We start from the raw sequence: 24,554 nt of genomic DNA, 5'->3' as shown, positions 1-24,554 counted from the left end.
CCAATCCACTGACTCACGGGATATCGGCTGGCGTGTCCAAATTGCCGGCTGGCGTGTCCAGTGAGGAGTCTGAGGCTCCTTCGCACGCCGGATTCGGGCCGTCCTCAGTTGTTGCATGGGTAACTGAAACAAAACGCGGCAGGAAGGAAACGAGGCGCGACAGCACGATGATGCCCAGCAGGAACCCAATCAAGCCTTGCGCCGCCGCGGCCAATTGAGTAGCGCGAATCGGCGACACGTCCCCGTACCCTATTGTCAGCTGCGTGATGACGCTGAAGTAAAGGCCCGCTCCTGTTGTCGGGCTTTCAGCATACGCATACCTGAACCGTGCCCACTGCGAGCCATAGAAGATTGCGAAGCACAAGACAACTTCGAACCAGTTCCACATGCTCAGGATCACCATCCTGGACAGAGAGGCAACGTAGTTGGGCGCGCTCCCGTCGCGACGTACAGCATCAAACAGATTGATGTTGATGACCGCCTGGACTATCTCAAAAACCCGGTACGCGGGTATGAGCACAAGGCAGATTAACGACAGCCACAACGGGATCGCACTTAAGAACCACGATGACTGCCCGTATTTGCCGGCGACTAGATCCGCCAAAAGCAAGCTGATCTCAACGCACAGCCAGAGCAACAGATACTGTTCGACGCGCCGGCTTCGATTCTTTACTATCGTCAGGCGTTTCTCTCTCACATACGCGTCGATGGACTCGGTTCGCCCCGAGCCAATCCACCACTGAGCCAGCGACGCTTTATGCATGTAGTAAAACGCACGCTCGATGCCATGAGAGATTGGTCCAAGCTCCTTGAACGGAGCCTCTCGTTTATTTCCCGCTTGATCGCCCATCGACAAATCGCCCCGTCAGCTTGAATGGCGCACGCGTGTTAACTAACTACTCGACACCATTCTTAACGGCCGAGCCGCCCGATTCTTTAGCGCGTCGTGTCGGACAACTCTCACTTAAGGTGGCATCATCCGGCGCGACCCCATCGCGGAGGCCACCACGTCCAAAACCACGCCGTCGACGGCGCATCGGAAAATCAGCGCTCCCCTAATCCTTGTAGATCTCTGATTTTGAATCGAAGCGCGCAGTCAGAGAGTCCGAGAACGCCTCGAATAATGTTGATATCGCCAACGTTGTAGCTTGTGCACATGGGCCTCCTTGGCACCCATAATAGCGCCCCAACATCCGACGCTACGTTGTACCGAGCCATGCAACCTATGCCAGTCGACTTCTCCGCAGCAATGGACCGCGGCCTCAAGTAATCGCGCGCCGACGCCGATAACGCGGTATGGATCGCGGCGTCTCGCGGTCCTTCCAAGAAATAGAACCGATAACCGAGGGAAGCATGGCGACTTATGTAGAGAAAAACCTTGTCTCTGGCGAGAAGATCATTTACAAGGGGCAATTGAGCCTTTGGCATCTTGCACCAAATATTATTGCTGGTGTGCTGTTGTTGCCTGTGTTCGGCCTTGGCTTGCTGGTTTTGCTCGGCGTGCTCATCCGTTACAAATCAACTGAACTGGCAATCACAAACAAACGAATTGTTGCGAAATTCGGATTTATTCGGCGCAGCACGGTGGAAATTGGCGTGCGGAAGATCGAAAGCATCCAAGTGCATCAAGGCATTCTCGGCCGCCTATTTAATTTCGGATCGATCGTTATGGCCGGCGCGGGAAATCCGCAAGCGCCTATTCCAGGTATCTCCCAGCCGATGGAGTTCCGCAAACGCTTCCTAGAGCAACAAGAGGCAAGCGCTTAACCGCAGCCACCCGCGCGGCGCATTTCATGAACACCTGCAGCCGGCGCGGCGACATCGCTCCGGCCAGGTCGGACGCCGGCACTACCTGCTCGCCAGCACTGACTGCTGACAGTCTTCCGTCCTGATAGAGCTTGCGCCGGGCGAACACATGGTTTGCATTCACCCGATGACGACGGGCAACTCCGGAAACGCTCGCTCCGGGTTCGAAGGTCTCGCGCACTATCGCGAACTTCTCCTCGACGGAGCGCCGGCGGCGCTGTTCGGGCTGGGTCAGAACTTCAATCGGGTCCACGTTAGAGTTGGGCTTAAACATAGGCGTAAGACTACCTCAAAGTTTAAGCGTTACCTCGTGTCCGGTCTTCGCGGGGGCCGGCCCAGACAGCCATCCTTTTCCTGGGAGGGTTTTCCCCTTACCGCGTTTTTTGGGTTCGCCACCGGGTGACGCATACGACGAGTGCTCGTTGATATAGCGCTCTGAGCGCGGTCGCTTCGACTTTGATGCGGTCTTGGTTCGCAGGTACCGGACGTACTCCTGCCAGGCATCCTTGACCGTCGTGTCTTGCCGGAGCCGTTCGGCCTGCCGGGCCGCATGTGAGGCCTGTTCCTCGGCGCGACGCTCCCGTGGATCAATGCCCTTGTCTACCAACCGCTGAAGTCGCCGAGCTTCCTCCTGGGCGTCGTCGATACCCCAATTACGGGGATCGCCAATCGTGACCCGGACTGTTTTGCCGTGGATCTTTCCTTGGAAGATATACGCCTTCGCGCCAGCGGCGGTTGCACGCAGACCCAGCCCGGTCGCCTTGCTATCCCACAGGAATGCCTGCGACTTGCCGGCAGGGCACGTGTGTCCGTTTACTCGCGCCGCCGTAAAGCTAACTTTCGCCATGTCTTGGTTGCCGGGTCGATGTAACCGCTGTGTAACCCGATTATGTCGCAACAGATCAATGGAGATCAACTCGGAAATTGAACGATTTCGCCGAAAACCCTTGCCAGAAAGCAGTTTCAGGGGATTGAGGGAATTTCGATCAACGCGAAGAAATACAGACTTTCCCTGATTTGGGATCAGAGGGTCGAAGGTTCGAATCCTTTCGCTCCGACCACGAAAAAGCAACACGAAACCCGCGTAGCCTTAGGCTTCGCGGGTTTTTGCTTTTGGGCCGCAGATTGGCATTCGGCGCATCGTCGCGTTTTCAATCAGACGGCGGTGGCGAGGTGCGCGACTTCGCCGCCCTCCTTTGTACACGCTCGCCCATCTGAAGCGCCCACACGCGGGACATATGCCGATGCTGATGCGCCCCACCCGCGCCACCGCCTTGCGGCCTCCCTCGCCCCCATGCGACAGTGATCGACATTTGGCGCCCCACGCGCCGTAACCAGAGTCAAGGAGACACACATGGACCTGATCCTCTGGCGTCACGCCGAAGCCGAAGAAGCCGCTGCCAGCGACCTCGCGCGCGCACTCACCACGCGCGGCCGCAAGCAGGCGCAAAACGTCGCCAAATGGCTGCGCACTCGCCTGCCCGACGACGCCCTGGTGCTCGCCAGCCCAGCCACCCGCACGATCCAAACCGCCGAGACCCTGAGCGACCAATACCGCGTGGTGCGTGAACTCGCGCCCAACGCCAGCGCCGACGACGTGCTCAACGCCGCCGGCTGGCCTAAGGGTGTAGCGCAGACGGTGGTAATCGTCGGCCATCAACCGACGCTCGGCCATGTGGCCGCGCGTCTGCTCGGCCATAGCGAAGCGAGCTGGCCGCTGAAGAAAGCCGGCGTGTGGTGGATCGCGAGCCGCGAACGCGACGGCGACGATCAGGCGGTGCTGCGCGCGGCGATCACGCCCGATCTGGTTTGATTTGAACTGAGCTGACGCGCGGTACGTGAGAGGCGCAGTGCCGCGCGACCTACCAGAAAGAAAGCGCGCGATAAGAGGCAACCTCACTCGCCTCACCTGCTCCGTGTGAACCGCGCAAACCGCCCCACCCACCACGCATCCCCCACACTTCGCACGAAAACAACACTCCCCCACTCCGCACCCCCGACATTACAACCCGCGCCCCCGCAGCTTACGGGGCGTCATCCAATCGTCATGGCATTGCCATGCGAGCGTCACCAGGCGTTACTACATTGGCGAAAAAAGAAATCTCCCTTTTTTCGACCAGGACGCCCCAATGCGAGAACTGCCGACGCCCACCCCGCCCCTGGCTTCGCTCTTCGAAACGCGCCGTCTGCCGCGCGCCGAGGAAACGGTCACCGCCCAGCATCGCCTGCAAGTGACGTGGGCCCGTAGCGACGACGAACTGCGCGAAGCGCAGCGTCTGCGCTACCGCGTGTTCGCCGAGGAAATGGGCGCACGCCTGACCGGCCCCGCCGGGCTCGACGTCGATTCGTTCGATTCCTACTGCGATCATTTGCTGGTGCGCGATCTCGACACGCTGAAGGTGGTCGGCACGTATCGCGCGCTGCCGCCGCACCAGGCCGCACGTATCGGCCGTCTGTATGCGGAAAGCGAATTTGACGTGTCGCGCCTGACGCACCTGCGCCCGAAAATGGTCGAAGTGGGCCGCTCGTGCGTGCACCCGGACTACCGCAGCGGCGCCGTGATCATGTCGCTGTGGGCCGGCCTCGCCGCGTACATGAAGCACAACGGCTACGAGACCATGCTCGGCTGCGCGAGCGTCGCGATGGTCGACGGCGGCCACTATGCGGCGAACCTGTATTGCGCGCTGCGCGACACCGCGATGACCGCGCCGGAATATCACGCGTTCCCGCACACCCCGCTGCCGGTCGACGAATTGCGCACCGGTGCCGACGTCGCGCCGCCGCCGCTCGTGAAGGGCTATCTACGGCTCGGCGCGAAGATATGCGGCGCACCGGCATGGGATCCTGACTTCAACTGCGCGGACTTTCTGACGCTGCTGCGTCTGTCCGAGATCAATGCGCGTTACGCTCGCCACTTCCTCGGCGATGCGGCGTCGCGCTGAGCGCAATCGCACCGCGCCGGCAAAGCGCGGATAGCCGATGCACGAAAAAAAGCCCGGTACGTACCGGGCTTTTTCATTCAACGAGCAACCGCGTCAGTCGCCGGTATAAACCACGCGATACGGAATGCCGACCTTTTCCCACTCGGCGGCTTCCTGAATCAGGCTGTAGTCGGTCAGCGGATTGTTGGCCACCCATTCGTTCGGCAAACGCACCTCGTAGCCACTATTGACCTGCGAAACCGCGATGCCGGGCAAGCCGACATCCGCACGTCGACGACACAACAGCGCCGCCAGCCGCAGGCAGAACAGCAGCGGCCATTCCACTTCACGCGTTTGCGACAACTTGCCGAGTTTGCCCGCATGCCCCAGCACCAGCGCGGCGAGCCGCGCCTGATCGGTCCGCGAAAAGCCCGGCATGTCCGCGTTGCTGGCGATATAAGCCGAATGCTTGTGATAGGCGCTATGCGAAATCGACAAACCGATCTCGTGCAAGGCCGCGGCCCAACTCAGGAACATGCGATTTTCCGCGCGACGCTCTTCATCGGGTTCGGCAAACTGATCGTAGAAACGCACCGCGAGTTCGCCGATGCGCCCGGCCTGCGCGCGATCCACGCCATAGCGGCGCATGAAACCTTCCACCGTCACCGTACGCATGTCTTCGTGCTGCGAGCGGCCCAGCAGGTCGTACAGCACGCCCAGACGCAATGCGCCGTCGGTCGTGTCGACGTAATCGACGCCGAGTTCGTCGAACACCGCGATCATGATCGACAGTCCGCCGGCCAGCACCGGAATACGATCGCCCTTCAACGAGACCAGCTTCAGACGATTGACGTTCTCCGCCTTGATCAACGCGCGCTTGAGCCGTTCGAGCCCGCCGCGCGTAATGCCATGCGTGACGCCCGGATCGTTGAAACCGTTTGCCTCGACCAGTTCGGCCAATGCGCGCGCCGTGCCCGACGAACCGATTGCCTGTTCCCAGCCGGTTTTCTTGTACTCGGCGGAAATGATCTGGATTTCGCGGCCCGCGGCGAGCTCGGCCTGGCGCATGGTGTATTCGTCCACATTGCCGGCCGGGAAAAACGCGCGGCTATGACTCACGCAGCCGATATACAGACTCTCCATCTTGATCGGCGTGTAGTGCGAGCCGATGATGAATTCCGTCGAGCCGCCGCCGATATCGACCACCAGCCGCTTGCCCGCGCTAGCCGGCACGGAGTGTGCTGCACCGGCATAAATCAGACGTGCTTCTTCACGCCCGGCGATCACTTCGATCGGAAACCCGAGCGCGGCTTGTGCCTCGCCGAGAAATTCGCCGGCGTTCTTGGCGATGCGCAGTGTATTGGTCGCGACCGCGCGCACGTGATCGGGATGAAAGTCGCGCAGGCGTTCGCCGAAGCGCTTGAGCGCGTCCCAGCCCCGCACTTGCGAGGCACGATCGAGCATCTTGTCGCGCGACAGACCGGCGGCAAGACGCACCGGTTCACGCAAGGCGTCGACCTGATAAATCTGGCTGCCCGCGTCGGTTTCCTCGACCCGGCCCACGATCAGGCGAAAGCTGTTCGAGCCGAGGTCGACGGCGGCGAGGAGTTGGGGCGTTGTGACCATCGAGTAAGCGGACTCCATGCGCGCGAGCGCGGCGGCGGTGGACGCCGAATCTGGCGAATGTCCACCCGGTGCCTTGGGCGCCTTGTGGCCGGCCGCGCTGTTCAAAGACGCCATTCTAAGCGTACCGGGCCTCACGATGTCACCTCGCAGCAATGGGGGTGCCGTATGGTCCCATATGGACTGCGTCATATTGACGACACGCGACGAATCCAGCGTAGAATTTATAACATTCAAAATGTCATAACAACGTCATCATACTGTGAGAATTTCCGAGCGTCTTTCTGCCTTGTATATTGATTTCGTGGCCTGAGACTGATCCTCTCTGGTCGCCGGAAGCGGTAGTCCGTTTGCTTACAAGGGCTCACAGCCCGAAAGAGAGCCTGGGACGCCGCTTTCTTTTTACCGCTCCGAACCCGGACAGTTGACTGAGCCTCGAGCTCGTATTTTGCAAGTAGGGGTGCCGCGGTGAACCAATCTCAATCTTCCGTTTCTTCCCTGTTCGTTGGCATCGATGTCAGCGGCGAGTTCCTCGACATCGCCTATCACGATTCCGATGAGTACTTCCGCGTGGCCAATTCTCCCGAGGCGATTGCCTCGCTGGTCGCTAAACTCACACCGCTCAAACCCGAGCGAATCGTGCTCGAAGCCACAGGCAAACTCGAGAAAGCCGTACTCGAAGCGCTTTGCCAGGCTGGCTTGCCTGCTGTCGCCGTCAATCCGAAATGGGTGCGCGACTTTGCCAGATCCACCGGACGCCTGGCCAAGACCGATCGCATCGACGCCCGCGTCATCGCGCACTACGGTGCCGCGGTCAAACCCGAGGTGCGCGCGCTCGACGACGAGCAGACCCAGCAGTTGCAGGCACTCATCCTGCGCCGCACCCAGCTCATCGAGACGCTCACGGCCGAGCAGAACCGGCGCCGCCGCGCCCATAAATCGACCTACGCCAGCATCGACGAACTCATCCTGTTCCTCAGGCAGCGCATCAAGGACGCCGACAGCGACATCGATTCGTTCCTGCGCACTTCCGAACGCTGGATCCGTACCGAGTCGCTGCTACGTTCTGCGCCCGGCATCGGCCGGGGCACAGCCGCCACGCTCATCGCCTTTCTGCCCGAACTCGGTTCGCTGAGCGCCCGGCAGATCGCTTCGCTCGTGGGGCTCGCCCCTTTCAATGCCGACAGCGGACGCCAGAGCGGTCAACGGCACATCAAGGGTGGCCGCCACATCGTTCGCCGCGCGCTTTACATGGCGTGCGTTGCCGCCCAGCGGGCCAATCCGGATATCAAGGCGTTCTGCGACCGGCTACGCGCGAAAGGCAAAAAGACCAAGGTCGCCTTCGTTGCCGGCATGCACAAACTCCTCACACGGTTGAACGCCATGATGCGCGATGCAGCCGACTGGAATCCGCCTCGTTCTTGATATCCACGCGCCGGTTTCTACTTGACTTGCAATACAGTTGCTCTCTTCCTGACATTCCATTCTCGCTGCCGATGTCCATCCGCTACCCCCTCTTGAATCGCGAGCTGGGCATTCTGGGCTTCAACGAGCGTGTGTTGGCACAAGCTGCCGACCCTGCCGTCCCTTTGCTCGAACGCCTGCGCTTCATCTGTATCACCAGTAGCAATCTCGACGAATTCTTCGAAGTCCGCATGGCCGGACTGCAGGAACAGATGCGCGACAACCCCGGCGCGCTGTCGCCGGACGGTATGTCGTTGCAACACGTGTACGACCTCGTGGTCGAGCGCGCGCAGAAACTCGTGCATCGTCAGTACACCATGCTGCACGACACCGTGCTGAGTGCGCTCGAACAGGAAGGCATCTATTTTCACGGCACCGAAGCGTGGAACGAAGCGCAGACCGAATGGGCGCGCAACTACTTCTTCGACGAACTGCTGCCGGTGCTCACGCCGATCGGTCTCGATCCGGCACATCCGTTTCCGCGCGTGCTCAACAAGAGCCTGAACTTCGTCGTCGAACTCGAAGGCAAAGACGCGTTCGGCCGTCAGGCGATGATGGGCATCGTGCAAGCGCCGCGCGCGTTGCCGCGGCTCGTGCGCATGCCGCAGGAACTGTCGGGCTATCCGCATGGCTTCGTGCTGCTGAGCTCGCTGCTGCAACGCTTTGTCGGCGAGCTGTTTCCGAATCTGGTGGTACGTAGCTGCAATCAGTTTCGCATCACGCGCAATAGCGAACTGTTCGTCGACGAAGACGAAATCACCAATCTGCGCGTCGCGTTGCAGGGCGAATTGCCGGCGCGCCATCTGGGCAACGCGGTGCGGCTCGAAGTGTCGGCGGAAACACCGTCGCATGTCGTGCGACGCCTGCTCGACGAAAGCGATCTGTCCGACAAAGACTGCTATTACGCCGACGGCCCCGTCAACCTGGTGCGGCTGATGCAGTTGCCGGAGATGGTGGACCGGCCCGATCTGAAATTCGTACCGCATATTCCGGCGATTCCCCAGCAGGTCGCCAACAGCGCCAGCCTGTTCGACGTGATCGATCAGGGCGACGTGCTGCTGCATCACCCGTACGAGAGCTTTCAGCCGGTGCTGGAACTGCTGCTGCAGGCCGCCAAGGATCCGAACGTGGTGGCGATCAAGCAGACCATCTACCGCACCGGCACCGATTCGCCGCTGATGGATGCGCTGATGCAAGCCGCGCGCAACGGCAAGGAAGTCACGGTGGTGGTCGAACTGCTCGCGCGCTTCGACGAAGAAACCAACATCAACTGGGCGTCGCAGCTCGAAGCGGTGGGCGCGCACGTCGTCTATGGCGTGGTGGGACACAAATGCCACGCGAAGATGATGCTGATCGTGCGGCGCGTCTCGTCGGGCGGCAAGACCACGCTCAAGCGTTACGTGCATCTGGGCACCGGCAACTATCATCCGCGCACCGCCCGCTTGTACACCGACTTCGGCCTGATGACCGCCGACCAGCAAATCTGCGAAGACGTGCACCACGTATTCCAGCAACTGACCGGTATTGGCGGCGAGTTGAAGCTGCACGAGTTGTGGCAGTCGCCGTTCACGCTGCATCCGAAACTGGTCGAAGCGATTCGCGCCGAAGCCGAACACGCACGCGCCGGCAAGAAAGCGCGCATCGTCGCGAAGATGAATGCGCTGCTCGAACCTACGGTGATCGCCGAACTGTATGAAGCGTCGCAGGCCGGCGTCAAGATCGATCTGATCGTGCGCGGCGTGTGTTCGTTGCAGCCGGGCGTGCCGGGGCTGTCGGAGAACATCACGGTGCGTTCGATCGTCGGGCGCTTTCTCGAGCACCACCGCATTTTCTATTTCTACGACGGCGGCAAGGAGCAGGTTTATCTGTCGAGCGCCGACTGGATGGACCGCAACTTCTTCCGGCGCGTGGAAGTGGCGTTCCCGATCAATAATCGCCGGCTGAAGCGGCGCGTGATCGCCGAAGGTTTGTCGGCGTTTCTCGGCGACAACCAGTCCGCGTGGCTGATGCAAAGCGACGGCCATTATCGTCGCCGGCGCCCGGGCAAATCGTCGCGCAACGCGCAGATGAGTCTGCTGGGTAAGTTCTGTTCTTGATGCCGGTCCCTTTTTGCCGGAAATAAAAAACCGCCTGAATTCAGGCGGTTTTTTTTCGGGCCGGCGCGGAACATGGCCGCGACGATAAGCTCAAGCCGGCGCCGGATGACGGCGCGCCGTGCGATACACCGGAAAACGCACGGTGAACGTGCTGCCACGCCCCTCCTCGCTCTTCACGTCCAGTTGCGCATCGTGCCGCTGCAACACGTGCTTGACAATCGCGAGACCGAGGCCCGTGCCGCCCGTGTCGCGCGAGCGGCTGCGATCCACGCGATAGAAGCGCTCGGTCAGGCGCGGAATGTCGGCCGCCGGAATTCCCAGGCCGCTATCCGTGACCGAGAACACCGCGCAACCGCCCGTGCCATGCCAGTTCACCTTGATCGCGCCGCCGTCCGGCGTATAGCGAATCGCGTTCGTGACGAGATTGCCCAAGGCGCTGAGAATTTCCGTTTCGACGCCGGTGACCGTGAGCCCTTCGTCGACGTCGAAACTGATCTTGTGATGATCGCTCGACAGGTTTTCCGCGTCGTCCCGCAGATGCCGAATCACCGCGCGCATATCGATCATCTGATCGCTCGGCGGCTTGTTGTCGCCTTCGAGTTTGGCCAGCACCAGCAGGTCGTTGACGATATGCCGCATGCGCGACGCCTGCTGTTCCATCAGCTCGAGATAACGACCGCGCTCGGCTTCGCTCAGCGGCAGTTCACGCATGGTCTCGAGAAAACCGGACAGCACCGTGAGCGGCGTCTTCAGTTCATGCGAGACATTGGCGACGAAGTCACGCCGCATCGCGTCGGTCCGCTCCAGCTCGGTAATGTCTTGCGACAACACCAGCTTGCGGTTCTCGCCGTACGGAAACACCTGCACCGACAGCACGTTCTGACGCTTCTCGCCCATGCCGCGCATGATCAGCATCTGCTCGTAGCGCTGCGAATTCAGGTAACGGACAAAGTCGGGCTGACGCACCAGATGCGTGATGTGCTGACGCAGATCGCGTTTTGCATCGAGACCGAAATGGAGCTCGGAGATCGCATTGCACCACTCGATCTGATCGTGATCGTCGAGCATGGCAACGCCGTTCGGCGACGCCTGAATGGCCTGGATGAAACGCGAATGCTGCTGCTCGACCTGACGCACCTGCGCATGCCAGCGCTTCGCGAGCTTATGCAGACGGTAGTAGATTTCGCCCCAGATACCCGGCGCGCTCGGCACTTCGCCGTACACCGGCGCGTCGAGCAGGCGCCACAGGCGCTGCTTGTGAAACGTACTGAAGAAGCTCTGCGCGAGCAGCATGACGATCGCGAGGACGAGCGCGGCCTTGACGTTCACGAGTGCGCCGACCGCCGCGCACAGAACAGCCAGCAGCACGATCGACACGATGGAGCGCGCCCAGATGATGTTCATGTTCTAGCGATCGAAAAGAAAAGCGTATGCGCCGGAATAGGAGAAAGAATAACGCGGCGACTAGCGTATGAAGATGAACAACCCGACGTTGCGGATGCCGGTGGCGCGCCAGAACGGTAACGGACTACGTACGCACTCCAACCTCGCCACCGCGGCGCATCAGGCGCTCTTCGCAAGCCGGTAGCCGCTGCCGCGAACCGTCTCAATCATAGCATCGCAACCTGCTGGCTTCAGCGCCGCGCGCAGGCGCTTGATATGCACGTCGACCGTGCGCTCTTCGACGAACACGTGGTCACCCCAGACCTGATCGAGCAGTTGCGTGCGGCTGTGCACGCGCTCCGGGTGCGTCATGAAGAAGTGCAGCAGGCGGAATTCCGTCGGGCCGAGATCGAGCTTGATCTCGCTGCCTTCGGCGTGCGCGGCTACCCGGTGCGTGGCCGGGTCGAGCTTCAGGCCGTTGATCGCCACCAGGTCTTCGGTGAGCTGCGGCGCGCGGCGGCGCAGCACCGCCTTGATGCGCGCCATCAGTTCCTTCGGCGAGAACGGCTTGGTGACGTAGTCGTCCGCGCCGATTTCGAGGCCCAGCACCTTGTCCTGCTCATCGCCGCGCGCGGTCAGCATGATGATCGGAATGTGCTTGGTGCGTTCGTTGTTGCGCAGGTCGCGCGCGAACGCAATACCGGACTTGCCCGGCAACATCCAGTCGAGCAGGACCAGATCGGGCAACACGTCGCTGATCAAATTCTGCGCCTGCTCCGCGTTGTACGCGCGAATCGGGCAGTGTCCGGCGTGTTGAAGATTGACCGAAATCAATTCGGAAATGGCGGGCTCATCTTCAATGACGAGAATGCTGCTGGGCATCGGCACCTCTGGTCCTTATCTCTGGATTAGCTGAGTGCTTCGCGTTCGAGCGCGTCGCGCGACTTGTGCCGCACGTCGGTGCCCTTGACGATGTAAATGATGAATTCCGCGATGTTCTTCGCGTGGTCGCCGATCCGCTCGATCGCCTTGGCGATGAAGAGGAAATCGAGGCCCACGGAAATGGAACGCGGATCTTCGGTCATGTACGAAATCAGCTTGCGCACGAAGGCGCGGAATTCTTCGTCGATCGCTTTGTCGTCGCGCACGATCTGCGCGGCGGCAACCGTGTCCAGACGCGCGAACGCGTCCAGCGCGCGGCGCAGGATCGACACCGCCATTTCGCCCGACAGCTTGATCTCGGCGATATTGATGGTGCGCGACGCGCCGTCTTCCATCAGACGCTTGGTGCGCTTGGCGATTTTTTCGGCTTCGTCGCCGGCGCGTTCGAGGTTCGTGATGGTCTTCGAGATCGCGATCAACAGACGCAGATCACGCGCGGCCGGCTGACGGCGCGCGATGATGTTGCTGCACTCTTCGTCGATATCCACTTCCATCTGATTCAGACGAGCTTCGGCGGCGATCACCTGCTCGGCGATATCGAGGTCGAATTCGTTGAGCGCCTGCATGGCGTGGACGATCTGCGATTCGACGAGGCCGCCCATTTCGAGCACCTTCGAGGAAACCAGGTTCAGATCGGCGTCGAACTGGCTGGACAGGTGTTTGTCGGACATGTCGTACTCCGTTGTTTTGGCTTGGCGGCTTAGCCGAAGCGGCCAGTGATGTAGTCCTCGGTTTCCTTGCGGACCGGCTTGATGAAGATCTTTTCGGTGTCGCCGAATTCGATCAGTTCACCGAGGTACATATAGGCAGTGTAGTCCGAACAGCGCGCCGCCTGTTGCATGTTGTGCGTGACGATCACCACCGTGTAATCGCTCTTCAGCTCGGCGATCAACTCTTCGATACGGCCGGTCGAGATCGGGTCGAGCGCGGAGCACGGTTCGTCGAGCAGCAGCACTTCGGGGCGAATCGCAATGCCGCGGGCAATGCACAGACGCTGCTGCTGACCGCCCGACAGGCCGTAGCCGCTCTGGCCGAGCTTGTCCTTCACTTCGTTCCACAGCGCCGCCTTGGTCAGCGCCCATTCGACGCGGTCGTCCATTTCCGAGCGCGGCAGCGTTTCGAACATCTTCACACCGAACGCGATGTTGTCGTAGATCGACATCGGGAACGGCGTCGGCTTCTGGAACACCATGCCGATCCGCGCTCGCAGCAGCGAAATGTCGCGCTTGGAGGTCAGCAGGTTTTCGCCGTCCATCAGGATCTCGCCTTCGGCGCGTTGTTCCGGATACAGCGCGTACATCTTGTTCAGCGTGCGCAACAGGGTCGACTTGCCGCAACCCGACGGGCCGATGAACGCGGTCACCTTGCCTTCGGGAATCGCCAGGTTGATGTTTTTCAGCGCGTGATACTTGCCGTAGAAGAAGTTCAGGTCGTTGATCTCGATCTTCGGGCGGTTCGACGCCTGATTCTGGCCGCTTTGGACGGGATCGAAACCGGCGGGCGCAGTCGGACGCACGGTCGGATTGAGTTGAGTTTCTGCCATATTCATCGGATTACACTCCGCCCTTACTTATTCGTGAAGATCGTGCGCGCGAGGACATTCAAGCCCAGCACCGCGAGCGTGATCAGGAAGACGCCGGCCCACGCGAGTGATTGCCACTGCGCGAACGGGCTCATCGCAAACTTGTAGATCGTGACCGGCAGGTTCGCGACCGGTTGGCCCATGTCCCATGAGAAGAACTGGTTGGACAGCGCCGTGAACAGCAATGGCGCGGTTTCGCCGGCGATCCGCGCGACGCCGAGCAGCACGCCGGTGACGATACCCGCAATCGACGCCTTCAGCGTGATCGACAGCACCATCTTCCACTTCGGCGTGCCGAGCGCGAAGGCCGCTTCGCGCAGCGCGTTCGGCACCAGCTTCAGCATGTTCTCGGTGGTGCGGATGACGATCGGAATCTGCAGCAGCGCGAGCGCGAACACACCGGCCCAGCCGCTGAAATGACCCATCTTCGCCACGACCAGGGCGTAGACGAACAGGCCGACCACGATCGACGGCGCCGACAGCAGAATGTCGTTGATGAAGCGCGTGAGGCTCGCAAACCAGCCTTTCTGGCCGTATTCGGCGAGATAGACGCCGGCGAGAATCCCGATCGGCGTGCCGACGAAAGTGGCGAGACCGACCAGCATCAAGCTGCCCACGATCGCGTTGGCGAGACCGCCGCCGTCGGTGTTCGGCGGCGGCGTCGACTGCGTGAACAGTTCGACCGACAAACCACCGACCCCGAGACGCAAGGTCGTATAGAGAATCCATACGAGCCACACCAGGCCGAACGCCATTGCGGCGAGCGACATGGTCAACGCGACGGCGTTCTTGAAGCGGCGGCGTCCTTGCAGACGCACGCGCATGGCTTCGAGCGCGACGGCGTCGTGCGAACCCGGCATATTCAGAGTGGACTGGCTCATTTCGCGCCCTCCCCTTTTTCGAGGCGAAGCAGCATGAACTTAGAGATGGCCAGCACGATGAAAGTAATCACGAACAGGATCAGGCCGAGCTCCATCAGCGCCGACGTATGCAGGCCCGGATCCGCTTCGGCGAATTCGTTGGCGAGCGCCGACGTGATGCTGTTGCCCGGCGAAAACAGCGAAACGTTATCGAGCAGATTGGTGTTGCCGATCACGAACGTGACCGCCATCGTCTCGCCGAGCGCGCGGCCGAGGCCTAGCATCACGCCGCCGATCACGCCGCTCTTGGTGAAGGGCAGCACGATCTTCCACATCACTTCCCACGTCGTGCAGCCGATGCCGTAGGCCGATTCCTTCAGCAGCACCGGCGTGACTTCGAACACGTCGCGCATGACCGAGGCGATGTAGGGAATGATCATGATCGCGAGAATCACGCCCGCGCACAGAATGCCGATGCCGATCGGTGCGCCCCGAAACAGCGCGCCCACGAACGGAATGCCGCCGAGCACGGCGCCGAGCGGCTTTTCGAACCACTGCGCGAAGATCGGCGCGAACACCAGCAGGCCCCACATGCCGTACACGATCGACGGAATCGCGGCGAGCAGTTCGATCGCGATACCGAGCGGACGACGCAGCCAGGCCGGCGCGAGTTCGGTCAGAAAGAGCGCGATGCCGAAGCTGACGGGCACCGCGATGATGAGAGCAATGAGGGAGGTGGCGATCGTGCCGTAGATCGGCACCAGTGCGCCGAACTGCTTGCTGGGTGGATCCCAGTCCGCGGTCCACAGGAAGCCGAGACCGAATTGTTTGATCGACGGCATGGACGCGACGATCAGCGAAACGATGATGCCGCCGAGCAGCAACAGCGTGATGATGGCGGCGAGGCGCGCGAGGCCGCCGAAGATCACGTCGCCGGCACGGCTGGGCGCTTTCTGCTGCGAGGCGCTGCCGGGCGGGGTCGAGCGCGAGGCGCCGGACGCTAATTGGATATCGGACATGAGAGCCTGATGGACCTGTTTCCAGTTGCCGTTCGACACTTGTCGTGCGGCGGTATTGCCGGTTATGCGGGGTCAATGCCATTGGCCGTCCTCAACCGGGGACGGCCAATGTGTAGCGAGAAGCGCGTGCCTCTCGCGTCGCTTACGGTGACTTACTCGGCGATTGCCTTGCCCGAAGCGTCTTTCACCTTCGACTTCCATTGCGAACGGATTTCAGCCGTCACCGAATCCGGCAGCGAGATGTAGTCCAGATCGTTTGCAGCCTGGGTGCCGTTCTTGAACGCCCAGTCGAAGAACTTCAGCGTTTCCGTGCCTTGCGCCGGCTTTTCCTGCGCCGTGTGCAGCAGCACGAACGTTGCGCCGACGATCGGCCATGCGTCCTTGCCCGGCTCGTTCGTCAGGATCTGGTAGAACGACTTCGACCAGTCGGCACCGGCTGCCGCTGCCTTGAACGTTTCCGTCTTCGGCTCGACCACCGCGCCCGTCGAATTCTTCATGGCGACGTACGTCATGTGGTTCTGCTTCGCGTACGCCCATTCCACATAGCCGATCGCGCCCGGCAGACGTTGCACGAAAGCCGCGACGCCGTCGTTGCCCTTGCCGCCCGTACCCGTCGGCCATGCGACCGTTGCGCCTTCACCGACCTTCGACTTCCAGTCTGCGTTGACCTTCGACAGGTAGTTCGTCCAGATGAAGCTGGTGCCCGAACCGTCGGCGCGGCGAACCACGGCAACGTCGGTGTCCGGCAGCTTGACCTTCGGGTTCAGCGCGGCGATGGCCGGGTCGTTCCACTTCTTGATCTTGCCCAGGTAGATGTCGCCGAGCACTTCGCCCGACAACGTCAGATCGCCAGCCTTCACGCCCGGCACGTTGACCACCGGCACCACGCCGCCGACCACTGTCGGGAACTGGAACAGGCCTGCCTTCGCGAGTTCGTCGTCCTTCAGGGGAGCGTCCGAGCCGGCGAAATCGACGGTCTTCGCTTCGATCTGCTTGATACCGCCCGACGAACCGATGCCCTGATAGTTGACCTTACCGCCGCCGGTCTTCTGATAGGCGTCAGCCCACTTCGTGTAAATCGGTGCTGCGAAGGTGCTGCCCGCGCCGGTGATGTCTGCGGCTTGCGCGGCGATCGCGAAAAGCGCGCCAGCGACGCCAGCGAACACGGTGTGCATCAATTTCATGAGACTCTCCAAGGTGTGAGCGGTGTGAGCGAATAACACGAACACCGCGAAGCTTAGGGTCTCTTTGTGACAGTAACGTGACTTACCGTGAAACAGATGTGACAGTAGGATTACGCTGGTGAAAGGCGTTTCGACGGAGGAAATGCCGGTTTGACGGAATGGCGGCTGCCGCTTTGAAGATTAGGCAAAAATGATGGGGCGCGAACGTTTGCGTGAGGGTGGATGGTTGTGAGGCGTGCGGCCGGTGGTTGCCAGGTGCGGAGGCTGTTGGCTGCGAAGCGGGCGGGCGGTTGCGAGGTGCGGAGGCGGCGGGCTGCGAAGCTTGCGGCGGGCTCGTTTTCCAAGCCGGATTTTCCAAGCCGTAAACGGTCAGCGGCGGCGCGACCTCACGATCGCCCCGCCGCTGCTCGACACACCCCCGAGATTTAAGCCGTTGCTTGCTTGACCGCGCCGGCAATCGCTTCAGCGTGACGGATCGCGTCGTCGGCATGTTCCGCTTCCACCATCACGCGCAGAACCGGCTCCGTGCCGGAAGCGCGGATCAGCACGCGGCCGCGCCCGTTCAGCGCCTCCTCGGCATGACCGATCGCGCGACGTATCGTGTCGCTGCCCTTCCAGTCCGCGTCGGGCTTCATGCGCACGTTGATCAGCTTTTGCGGGAACAGCGTGACGCCGTCGAGCAGATCGGCGAGCGTCTGCTCGCTGCGCTTCATGGCCGCCAGCACCAGCAGCGCGGAGACGATGCCGTCACCGGTCGAATGGCGGTCGAGCGAGAGAATATGGCCGGAGCCTTCCGCGCCGAGTTGCCAGCCGTGTTCGCGCAACTGCTCGAGCACGTAGCGGTCGCCCACTGCCGCGCGGACGAACTTCACGCCGTCTCGTTGCAGCGCGACTTCCACCGCCATGTTGGTCATCAAGGTGCCGACCGCGCCTTCCACCTTGCCGTCGGTCGCAACACGATCCTTGACCAGCACGTAGAGCAATTCATCGCCGTTATACAGGCGGCCGGCTGCGTCGACGATCTGCAGGCGATCGGCGTCGCCGTCGAGCGCGATGCCGAGGTCGGCGTGGTTCGCGCGCACCGCGCGCACCAGCGCGTCCGGCGCGGTTGCGCCGACGCCGTCGTTGATGTTGAAACCGTTCGGCGCGACGCCGATCGGGATCACGTCCGCGCCGAGCTCGTGGAACACGTGCGGCGCGATGTCATAGGCGGCGCCGTGCGCGCAATCCACCACCAGCTTCAGCCCGCGCAGATCGAAGGCGGCCGGGAACGTGCTCTTGCAGAATTCGATGTAGCGGCCGGCGGCGTCGTCGAGACGTCGCGCCTTGCCGAGTTGCTCGGATGCCGCGCACGAGAGCGGCAAATCGAGCTGCTCTTCGATCTGCAACTCCACTTCGTCGGGCAGCTTGTTGCCGTCGGCGGAGAAGAATTTGATGCCGTTGTCATAGTACGGGTTGTGCGACGCACTGATCACCACGCCCGCGGCTAAGCGCAACGCGCGCGTCAGATAGGCCACACCGGGAGTCGGCATCGGGCCGGCCAGCATCACGTCGACGCCTGCCGCCGAGAAGCCGGCTTCCAGCGCGGCTTCGAGCATATAGCCCGACACCCGCGTGTCCTTGCCGATCAGCACGGTCGGCCGGGCGCCGGTTTTGGCCCAACGGTCCGCGCCCGCGAGCACCTTGCCGGCCGCATAGCCGAGCCGCAACACGAACTCCGGCGTAATCGGGCCCTCGCCGACCTTGCCTCGAATCCCATCCGTTCCGAAATAACGACGTGCCATGTTTTATCTTCCTCCTTGATTTTTTCGGGTTCCAGCCTGCGGGCGGCTGATTGCAGCATCGCGCATGGCGGCCCACACTTTCAATGCATCTACTGTTTGCGCGACGTCATGCACGCGCAGAATCGCCGCGCCCCGCTCGGCGGCACACACGGCGGCGGCGACGCTGCCGGCAATGCGCTCCGGCGCCGGACGCCCGATCACCGCGCCGACCATCGACTTGCGCGACATGCCCGCAAGAATCGGGTACGGCGAATCGGCCCGCGGCGCTGTGTCCCGTAGATGCGCGAGCAAAGCGTAGTTGTGTTCAATGACTGCCTTGCCGAAGCCGAAGCCCGGATCCACGCTGATACGCGCGCGTACAACGCCTGCCTGCGCCAACGCGGCCACACGTTCTTCGAGAAACTGCCGGACTTCACCCACTACATCATCATAGACAGGCTCGCCGAGCTGCATGGTTTGCGGTTCGCCGAGCATATGCATTACACATAGACCGCAGTCGCTATTGCGTACTGCGTCGATAGCACCGGGCATGCGGAAGCCCCAGATGTCGTTGATCAGATCGGCGCCCGCGCTCAACGCATGACGCATCACTTCGGGCTTGTAGGTATCGATCGACAACGGCACGTTCGCCGCGCGAAGCTGCTCGACGAGTGGAATCACCCGTTCCAGTTCTTCGTCGAGCGGCACCGGTGGCGCGCCGGGCCGGGTGGACTCGCCGCCAATATCGATGATGTCCGCGCCGTCGAGCAGCATACGCTCAGCCTGGCGCAGCGCATCGCCGCGCATGGCGTATTGACCGCCGTCGGAAAACGAGTCCGGCGTGATGTTCAGGATGCCCATGACCAGCGGGCGTTCAAAGGTCAGCTTGAAGCGTCCGCACTGCAGCGGCTCGGGCAACGGCGGCAACGGAGCGGGAGAAAAATCGACTTTCGACACGTAGCGATGCATCAAATAAAACAAGATAAATGCAAAACGGGCCGGTGTGAAAACACACCGGCCCGCACTTTCTACTATTGGCTCATCAAGCCGGCGCGGTTGCGCTACCCGGCTTCACCTCGGTGCCCGGGCTACCGCCCGACGAGGCGTCGCTGGCCGACGGCGTCGAACTGGACTTCGGCGAGCGTGGCGGACGACCTGCCATGATGTCGTTGATCTGATCGGCGTCGATCGTTTCCCACTCCATCAGCGCGGCGGTCATGGCTTCGACCTTGTCGCGGTTTTCGTCCAGCAGGCGCTTGGCGAGGTTGTACTGCTCGTCCAGCACACGACGGATTTCCGCGTCGACCTTTTGCTGCGTCGCTTCCGAAATGGTCCGCGTGAAACCACGGCCGAACGGCGTTGCGTCGTTTTCGTCGTCGACGTAGACCATCGGTCCGAGTGCGTCCGTCATGCCGAAGCGAGCCACCATGGCACGCGCGGTTTGCGTGGCCTTGTTGAAGTCGTCCGACGCGCCGGTGCTGATCAGGTTCAGGAACAACTCTTCCGCTACGCGACCGCCGAACAGGATCGCCAGACGATCGAGCAGGTAGTCTTTCGAGTACGTTTCGTTGTCGTGCTCCGGCAACTGCCACGTGACGCCGAGGGCACGACCGCGCGGAATGATCGTGACCTTATGCACCGGATCGGCCTTCGGCAACAGCTTGGCGATCACCGCATGGCCCGATTCATGGTACGCCGTGGCGCGCTTCGATTCTTCGCGAATCACAGCCGACTTGCGCTCCGGACCCATGAAGATCTTGTCTTTCGCGTCTTCGAAGTCGTTCATCTCGACGATGCGTTTGCCGCGACGAGCCGCGAACAGTGCCGCTTCGTTCACGAGATTCGCGAGGTCCGCGCCCGAGAAACCCGGCGTGCCGCGTGCGATCACCGCTGCGTCGACGTCGTTCGAAATCGGCACCTTGCGCAGGTGAACCTTCATGATGTGTTCACGACCGCGAATGTCCGGCAGACCGACATACACCTGACGGTCGAAGCGACCCGGACGCAGCAACGCCTTATCGAGCACGTCCGAACGGTTCGTGGCAGCGATCACGATCACACCGGAGTTCGCTTCGAAACCGTCCATCTCGACCAGCATCTGGTTCAGGGTCTGTTCGCGTTCGTCGTTACCGCCGCCCATGCCGGCCCCACGATGACGGCCGACCGCGTCGATTTCGTCGATGAACACGATGCACGGGGCGTGCTTCTTGGCCTGCTCGAACATGTCGCGCACACGAGCCGCGCCGACACCGACGAACATTTCCACGAAGTCCGAACCCGAGATGCTGAAGAACGGCACCTTCGCCTCACCGGCGATGGCGCGCGCCAGCAGCGTTTTACCGGTTCCCGGCGGGCCGACCAGCAGCACGCCGCGCGGAATCCGCCCGCCGAGCTTCTGGAATTTCTGCGGATCACGCAGGAAGTCGACCAGTTCGGAGACTTCTTCTTTTGCTTCGTCGCAACCGGCGACGTCGGTGAAATTGATTGCGTTGTTGTTTTCGTCGATCAGGCGCGCACGGGATTTACCGAACGAGAACGCCCCGCCTTTCCCGCCTCCCTGCATCTGCCTCATCATGTAGAACCAGAAACCGATGATCAGGATCGTCGGCCCGAGGTAATACAGCGCCGACACCAGCGCGTTCGGTTCGTCGTCAGCCTTGCCGCTCACCTGAACGCCATACTTCATCAGATCGCCGACCATCCAGATGTCGCCGGGCGACACGATCTGGTATTTCTGGCCGTCTGCTGGAGTGACCGTGAGGTTACGCCCCTGGACAATGACGTTCTTGACTTTGCCAGCCTTTGCGTCGTCCATGAACTGCGAATAGGAAACGCCTTCCTGGACACGGGGCTTGTCGAACTGCTTGAACACCGTAAACAGCACCAGTGCGATAACCAGCCACACTGCTGCCTTCGAAAACATATTGTTGTTCAAAGCACCACTCCTTCACTTAGACGGGCGCCTACATTTGCCTTGCGGCACCACGAAAGCATTCTAATCCAGTCCGCAGACCCCTGCCATAAGGTTTCGCTACCACAGAAATAGCGTAGCGGGCATTTACAGCGCCGATTTCCAACGCCATGAGCCATTATCGGCAGATGCGGATCCGTCCTGCAGCGCCCCTATGCGGGCCGCTTGAGATGCTTACCCAAAATAAACGTTTCTGACGACTTGTCCCGCGACGCTTTCGGCTTGCGGGCCGCCACCACCTTGAACTGATGCTTGAACTTTTCGACAATCTGGCTGTAACCGCTGCCATGAAAACATTTGACTAAAAGGGCACCATCCGGCTTCAGGTGATTTTGCGAGAATTCCATCGCAAGATCACACAGATGCTCGATTCGCGCGGCATCCGCCACCGCCACCCCCGACAGGTTGGGCGCCATATCCGAAATTACAAGGTCGACCTGACGTTCTCCGACCAATTCTTCCAGTTGGAGCACCACCGAGTCTTCGCGGAAGTCGCCTTGAATGAAGTGAACGTCGGAGATCGGCTCCATGGGCAGCATGTCCAGCGCGATGATGGTCCCGTCGATGCCACCCTGGCGTTCGGCGTCGCGTTGCGAGCCTTTTGCCAGTTTGTTGCGTGCGTACTGGCTCCAGCTACCCGGCACCGAGCCCAGATCGACGATCACCTGCCCCGGTCGGATCAGCTTGTCCTGCTCGTCGATTTCCTTGAGCTTATAGGCCGCGCGGGCGCGATAGCCCTCCCGCTGCGCCATTTTCACGTAGGGATCGTTGATGTGGTCGTGCAGCCACGCGGTATTGAACTTGTTTTTTGCCATTAAACGTTGAACTCTTGCTGCGTCATGTCGCGCTTTAGCGGATAATACGCGGTTAATTCGCGCGGACACCGCCAAAACTGGCTGCCATCCGCGATTCTGATGTTCTGACGCGCCGCCCTGCCGAACCGCCCCGATCGAGCCAATCGAACGACTGGATCGGAAACGCAGGTGCCGCCATTTTAGTCGAGTCTCCCACTTTCCATGTCCGCCCTCAAAGTTTCTACCGATCAACGCGCCGAGTTGCGCTCCCAGGCACATGCGCTCAAACCGGTCGTGCTCGTCGGCGCCGAAGGTTTGACCGACGCTGTCCTGACCGAAATCAAGGTTCACCTGGGCGCGCACCAGTTGATCAAAATCCGCGTGTTCGGCGACGACCGCGAAGAACGCATCTCGATTTACGAACAAATCTGCGACAAACTGAACGCCGCGCCGATTCAGCATATCGGCAAGCTGCTGGTGATCTGGAAGCCGGAAGCGGCCGAAAAACCGGCAGCGAAGACCAAACGCGGCGCCCTGCCGAGCGCTCGCGAAGCCGCTGTGGAAGCCAAACCGGGTAAAGGCCGCGCGCCGCGCGTCGTTACCGTGGTAAAGCCCAGCGAAATCCCAATGCGCAAGCCGAAGGCCAAAGCAGTCGTGGTGCGTGGCAATGAACGCGTCACGCAAGGCGGCAACATCAAGCGCGCCAAGAAGCGCCAAACCAGCGCGAAGCGTGCGCATCAGTCGTCGAAATAAACGGGTGGTGAGAGGTGCGGGCGAGGTCCGCACCTTGGGCTTCAATCGGCACAGGCCCGCGTTGCCGGACTTGTGCCAACAGCAGCAACCGTCGGGAATTTAGCAACGCTGTCGTGCAGCGTTGCACCGGGCAGATCGCGGCTGGTTGAGCAAGCAATCAGCCAGGCAGCCAAGTCTCATCAAGGCCGCCACGCCGCACGCGCGTTTATACGCCAGGCATGGCACGCAAACGCGTTCAGCCGGCAACCTTCCCCGCTGCATCACGAGCCGTACCCTGCTGCTCCGCCGCCACAATCCCGGCGCCCGCTGGCAGCTTCCACACCAGCGCGACACCCAGCAGGCTCTCGATCAGATAAAACAGACTCGACACGCCGTGCAGAACTCCGAAGCGTGTCGCATAAGCCGAATGCCCGACATCGGTACCCGCCTGCAGCGCGGCAATGCGTATTGCATTCATGAACGGCTGCAACGCGAAGTAGCCGACCAGCACGCACACCAGCATGCCGACAATCAGCCAGCGCAACTGGCGATAAGCATTGGCCCCACGTCGCACCAGCACGTTGGCCAGCCCCAGCAGCAAAATGCCGCACACGGCGCCCAGCACACCCTCGATGCGAAACAGTTGCGCCGCCACTGCACCAGCAGAAATCCGGTCGAGCGACGTGAACAACACCGGCGCGACCGCATAGCCGATAGTCAACAGACTCCCGACCCAGACCACCGTCAACAGGCGGAAGAAACGATGCGGCATCAAGGATACCGGCGCCGCTTTCAAACGTAGCTCACCGTGATGATTTCGTATTCGCGCACGCCGCTCGGCGCCTGCACCGAAGCCACGTCGCCTTCGGACTTACCGATCAACGCGCGCGCGATCGGCGAGCTGATCGAGATCAGCCCGTGGTCGATGTCCGCTTCGTCGTCGCCGACGATCTGATACTTGACCGGTGCGCCCGAATCGAGGTCTTCGAGTTCGACCGTCGCACCGAACACCACGCGGCCGTCCGCTTCGACCAAGGCCGGATCGATCACTTGCGCACCGGCAAGCTTCGATTCGATCTCGGCAATGCGGCCTTCGATAAAGCCCTGCTTTTCTTTCGCCGCGTCGTATTCCGCGTTTTCCGACAGATCGCCCTGGGCACGCGCTTCGGCGATCGAATTGATCACCGACGGACGCTCAACCGATTTCAGGCGCTGCAACTCATCGCGCAACATTTCCGCGCCGCGCTTCGTCAATGGAACAGTGCTCATAAACAACTCTATGCAAAAAACAGCCGTAAAAAAAATCACCGCGGTTAAGTGCATTCCGTGGGACGCGGCGGACCGGGCAAAACCGGGACCACAGCACCTGCGGAACGCCGCTTAACCGCGGCACTTACATCTTGGACAGGTATTC

At 61.4% G+C, this 24,554-nt stretch carries 22 protein-coding genes and 1 pseudogene; 6 read left to right on the top strand and 17 right to left on the bottom strand.

The window, feature by feature from the left end; genetic code table 11:
• Nucleotides 1–13: 13 nt before the first annotated feature.
• Nucleotides 14–850 (bottom strand): potassium channel family protein, encoded by an 837-nt coding sequence (locus tag BX591_RS06495; protein ID WP_111929837.1) that lies wholly within the window; start codon nt 848–850, stop codon nt 14–16.
• Nucleotides 851–1,353: 503 nt separating this feature from the next.
• Here BX591_RS06495 and BX591_RS06490 point away from each other — a divergent pair.
• Nucleotides 1,354–1,767, top strand: a complete 414-nt coding sequence (locus BX591_RS06490; protein WP_111929836.1) for a PH domain-containing protein — start codon at nt 1,354–1,356, stop codon at nt 1,765–1,767.
• 40 nt (nt 1,768–1,807) lie between these two features.
• Here BX591_RS06490 and BX591_RS06485 read toward each other — a convergent pair.
• Together BX591_RS06485 and BX591_RS06480 are read right to left on the bottom strand one after the other, a co-directional pair.
• Nucleotides 1,808–2,080: pseudogene (locus BX591_RS06485) on the bottom strand (transposase); the annotation flags it as partial.
• Between the two features lie 15 nt (nt 2,081–2,095).
• Nucleotides 2,096–2,653: an Arm DNA-binding domain-containing protein gene (locus BX591_RS06480; RefSeq protein WP_111929835.1), complete on the bottom strand. Its 558-nt coding sequence runs from the start codon at nt 2,651–2,653 to the stop codon at nt 2,096–2,098.
• A 507-nt stretch (nt 2,654–3,160) separates the two neighbouring features.
• Between BX591_RS06480 and sixA the strand changes: the two genes are divergently transcribed.
• Together sixA and BX591_RS06470 are read left to right on the top strand one after the other, a co-directional pair.
• The gene (sixA, locus tag BX591_RS06475; protein WP_111929834.1) at nt 3,161–3,619 is read left to right on the top strand and encodes a phosphohistidine phosphatase SixA; all 459 of its coding nucleotides are present in this window, start codon (nt 3,161–3,163) and stop codon (nt 3,617–3,619) included.
• A 316-nt stretch (nt 3,620–3,935) separates the two neighbouring features.
• Nucleotides 3,936–4,748, top strand: coding sequence for a GNAT family N-acetyltransferase (locus tag BX591_RS06470; RefSeq protein ID WP_105507817.1), 813 nt, complete (start codon nt 3,936–3,938; stop codon nt 4,746–4,748).
• A 93-nt stretch (nt 4,749–4,841) separates the two neighbouring features.
• Here BX591_RS06470 and ppx read toward each other — a convergent pair whose 3' ends face one another.
• On the bottom strand, nt 4,842–6,467 hold the full coding sequence (ppx, locus tag BX591_RS06465) for an exopolyphosphatase (protein WP_111929833.1): 1,626 nt from the start codon (nt 6,465–6,467) through the stop codon (nt 4,842–4,844).
• Between the two features lie 351 nt (nt 6,468–6,818).
• Between ppx and BX591_RS06460 the strand changes: the two genes are divergently transcribed.
• Together BX591_RS06460 and ppk1 are read left to right on the top strand one after the other, a co-directional pair.
• Nucleotides 6,819–7,775: an IS110 family RNA-guided transposase gene (locus tag BX591_RS06460; protein ID WP_111929832.1), complete on the top strand. Its 957-nt coding sequence runs from the start codon at nt 6,819–6,821 to the stop codon at nt 7,773–7,775.
• A gap of 71 nt (nt 7,776–7,846) precedes the next feature.
• Entirely contained in the window at nt 7,847–9,910 is a 2,064-nt protein-coding gene (ppk1, locus tag BX591_RS06455) for a polyphosphate kinase 1 (protein ID WP_111929831.1), read from the top strand.
• 90 nt (nt 9,911–10,000) lie between these two features.
• On the opposite strand, the gene phoR is transcribed toward ppk1, so the two are convergent.
• The 11 genes from phoR to BX591_RS06395 all read right to left on the bottom strand — a co-directional run bounded on the left by phoR (nt 10,001) and on the right by BX591_RS06395 (nt 22,429).
• Entirely contained in the window at nt 10,001–11,314 is a 1,314-nt protein-coding gene (gene phoR / locus BX591_RS06450) for a phosphate regulon sensor histidine kinase PhoR (protein ID WP_111929830.1), read from the bottom strand.
• Nucleotides 11,315–11,473: 159 nt separating this feature from the next.
• Nucleotides 11,474–12,175 carry a phosphate regulon transcriptional regulator PhoB gene (gene phoB / locus BX591_RS06445; protein ID WP_028199153.1) on the bottom strand — a complete coding sequence of 234 codons (702 nt, stop codon included), beginning with the start codon at nt 12,173–12,175 and terminating at the stop codon, nt 11,474–11,476.
• A gap of 26 nt (nt 12,176–12,201) precedes the next feature.
• A complete protein-coding gene (gene phoU / locus BX591_RS06440) occupies nt 12,202–12,906 on the bottom strand; it encodes a phosphate signaling complex protein PhoU (RefSeq protein WP_105507821.1) in 705 nt (234 codons plus the stop codon).
• Between the two features lie 29 nt (nt 12,907–12,935).
• Entirely contained in the window at nt 12,936–13,784 is an 849-nt protein-coding gene (gene pstB / locus BX591_RS06435) for a phosphate ABC transporter ATP-binding protein PstB (RefSeq protein ID WP_111929829.1), read from the bottom strand.
• Nucleotides 13,785–13,801: 17 nt separating this feature from the next.
• Nucleotides 13,802–14,698: a phosphate ABC transporter permease PstA gene (gene pstA / locus BX591_RS06430; RefSeq protein ID WP_111929828.1), complete on the bottom strand. Its 897-nt coding sequence runs from the start codon at nt 14,696–14,698 to the stop codon at nt 13,802–13,804.
• Nucleotides 14,695–15,696, bottom strand: a complete 1,002-nt coding sequence (gene pstC, locus BX591_RS06425) for a phosphate ABC transporter permease PstC (RefSeq protein WP_111929827.1) — start codon at nt 15,694–15,696, stop codon at nt 14,695–14,697. The genes pstA and pstC overlap by 4 nt, the downstream gene beginning before the upstream one ends.
• A gap of 152 nt (nt 15,697–15,848) precedes the next feature.
• Nucleotides 15,849–16,880, bottom strand: a complete 1,032-nt coding sequence (gene pstS / locus BX591_RS06420) for a phosphate ABC transporter substrate-binding protein PstS (RefSeq protein ID WP_111929826.1) — start codon at nt 16,878–16,880, stop codon at nt 15,849–15,851.
• A 425-nt stretch (nt 16,881–17,305) separates the two neighbouring features.
• Nucleotides 17,306–18,664 (bottom strand): phosphoglucosamine mutase, encoded by a 1,359-nt coding sequence (gene glmM, locus BX591_RS06410; RefSeq protein ID WP_111929825.1) that lies wholly within the window; start codon nt 18,662–18,664, stop codon nt 17,306–17,308.
• A gap of 3 nt (nt 18,665–18,667) precedes the next feature.
• Nucleotides 18,668–19,504, bottom strand: a complete 837-nt coding sequence (folP, locus tag BX591_RS06405) for a dihydropteroate synthase (protein WP_420849345.1) — start codon at nt 19,502–19,504, stop codon at nt 18,668–18,670.
• 181 nt (nt 19,505–19,685) lie between these two features.
• The gene (ftsH, locus tag BX591_RS06400; protein WP_111929824.1) at nt 19,686–21,578 is read right to left on the bottom strand and encodes an ATP-dependent zinc metalloprotease FtsH; all 1,893 of its coding nucleotides are present in this window, start codon (nt 21,576–21,578) and stop codon (nt 19,686–19,688) included.
• A 188-nt stretch (nt 21,579–21,766) separates the two neighbouring features.
• Nucleotides 21,767–22,429 (bottom strand): RlmE family RNA methyltransferase, encoded by a 663-nt coding sequence (locus BX591_RS06395; protein ID WP_111929823.1) that lies wholly within the window; start codon nt 22,427–22,429, stop codon nt 21,767–21,769.
• A 201-nt stretch (nt 22,430–22,630) separates the two neighbouring features.
• Between BX591_RS06395 and BX591_RS06390 the strand changes: the two genes are divergently transcribed.
• Nucleotides 22,631–23,161, top strand: coding sequence for a YhbY family RNA-binding protein (locus tag BX591_RS06390; protein ID WP_111929822.1), 531 nt, complete (start codon nt 22,631–22,633; stop codon nt 23,159–23,161).
• A gap of 235 nt (nt 23,162–23,396) precedes the next feature.
• Here BX591_RS06390 and BX591_RS06385 read toward each other — a convergent pair whose 3' ends face one another.
• Both BX591_RS06385 and greA read right to left on the bottom strand, forming a co-directional pair.
• Nucleotides 23,397–23,912, bottom strand: a complete 516-nt coding sequence (locus tag BX591_RS06385; RefSeq protein WP_111929924.1) for a DUF4149 domain-containing protein — start codon at nt 23,910–23,912, stop codon at nt 23,397–23,399.
• 20 nt (nt 23,913–23,932) lie between these two features.
• Entirely contained in the window at nt 23,933–24,409 is a 477-nt protein-coding gene (gene greA, locus BX591_RS06380; protein ID WP_111929821.1) for a transcription elongation factor GreA, read from the bottom strand.
• Between the last annotated feature and the right edge of the window lie 145 nt (nt 24,410–24,554).

This window comes from Paraburkholderia bryophila (assembly GCF_003269035.1).
Classification (GTDB): domain Bacteria; phylum Pseudomonadota; class Gammaproteobacteria; order Burkholderiales; family Burkholderiaceae; genus Paraburkholderia; species Paraburkholderia bryophila.
This window is presented reverse-complemented; position numbering and strand designations above follow the sequence as displayed.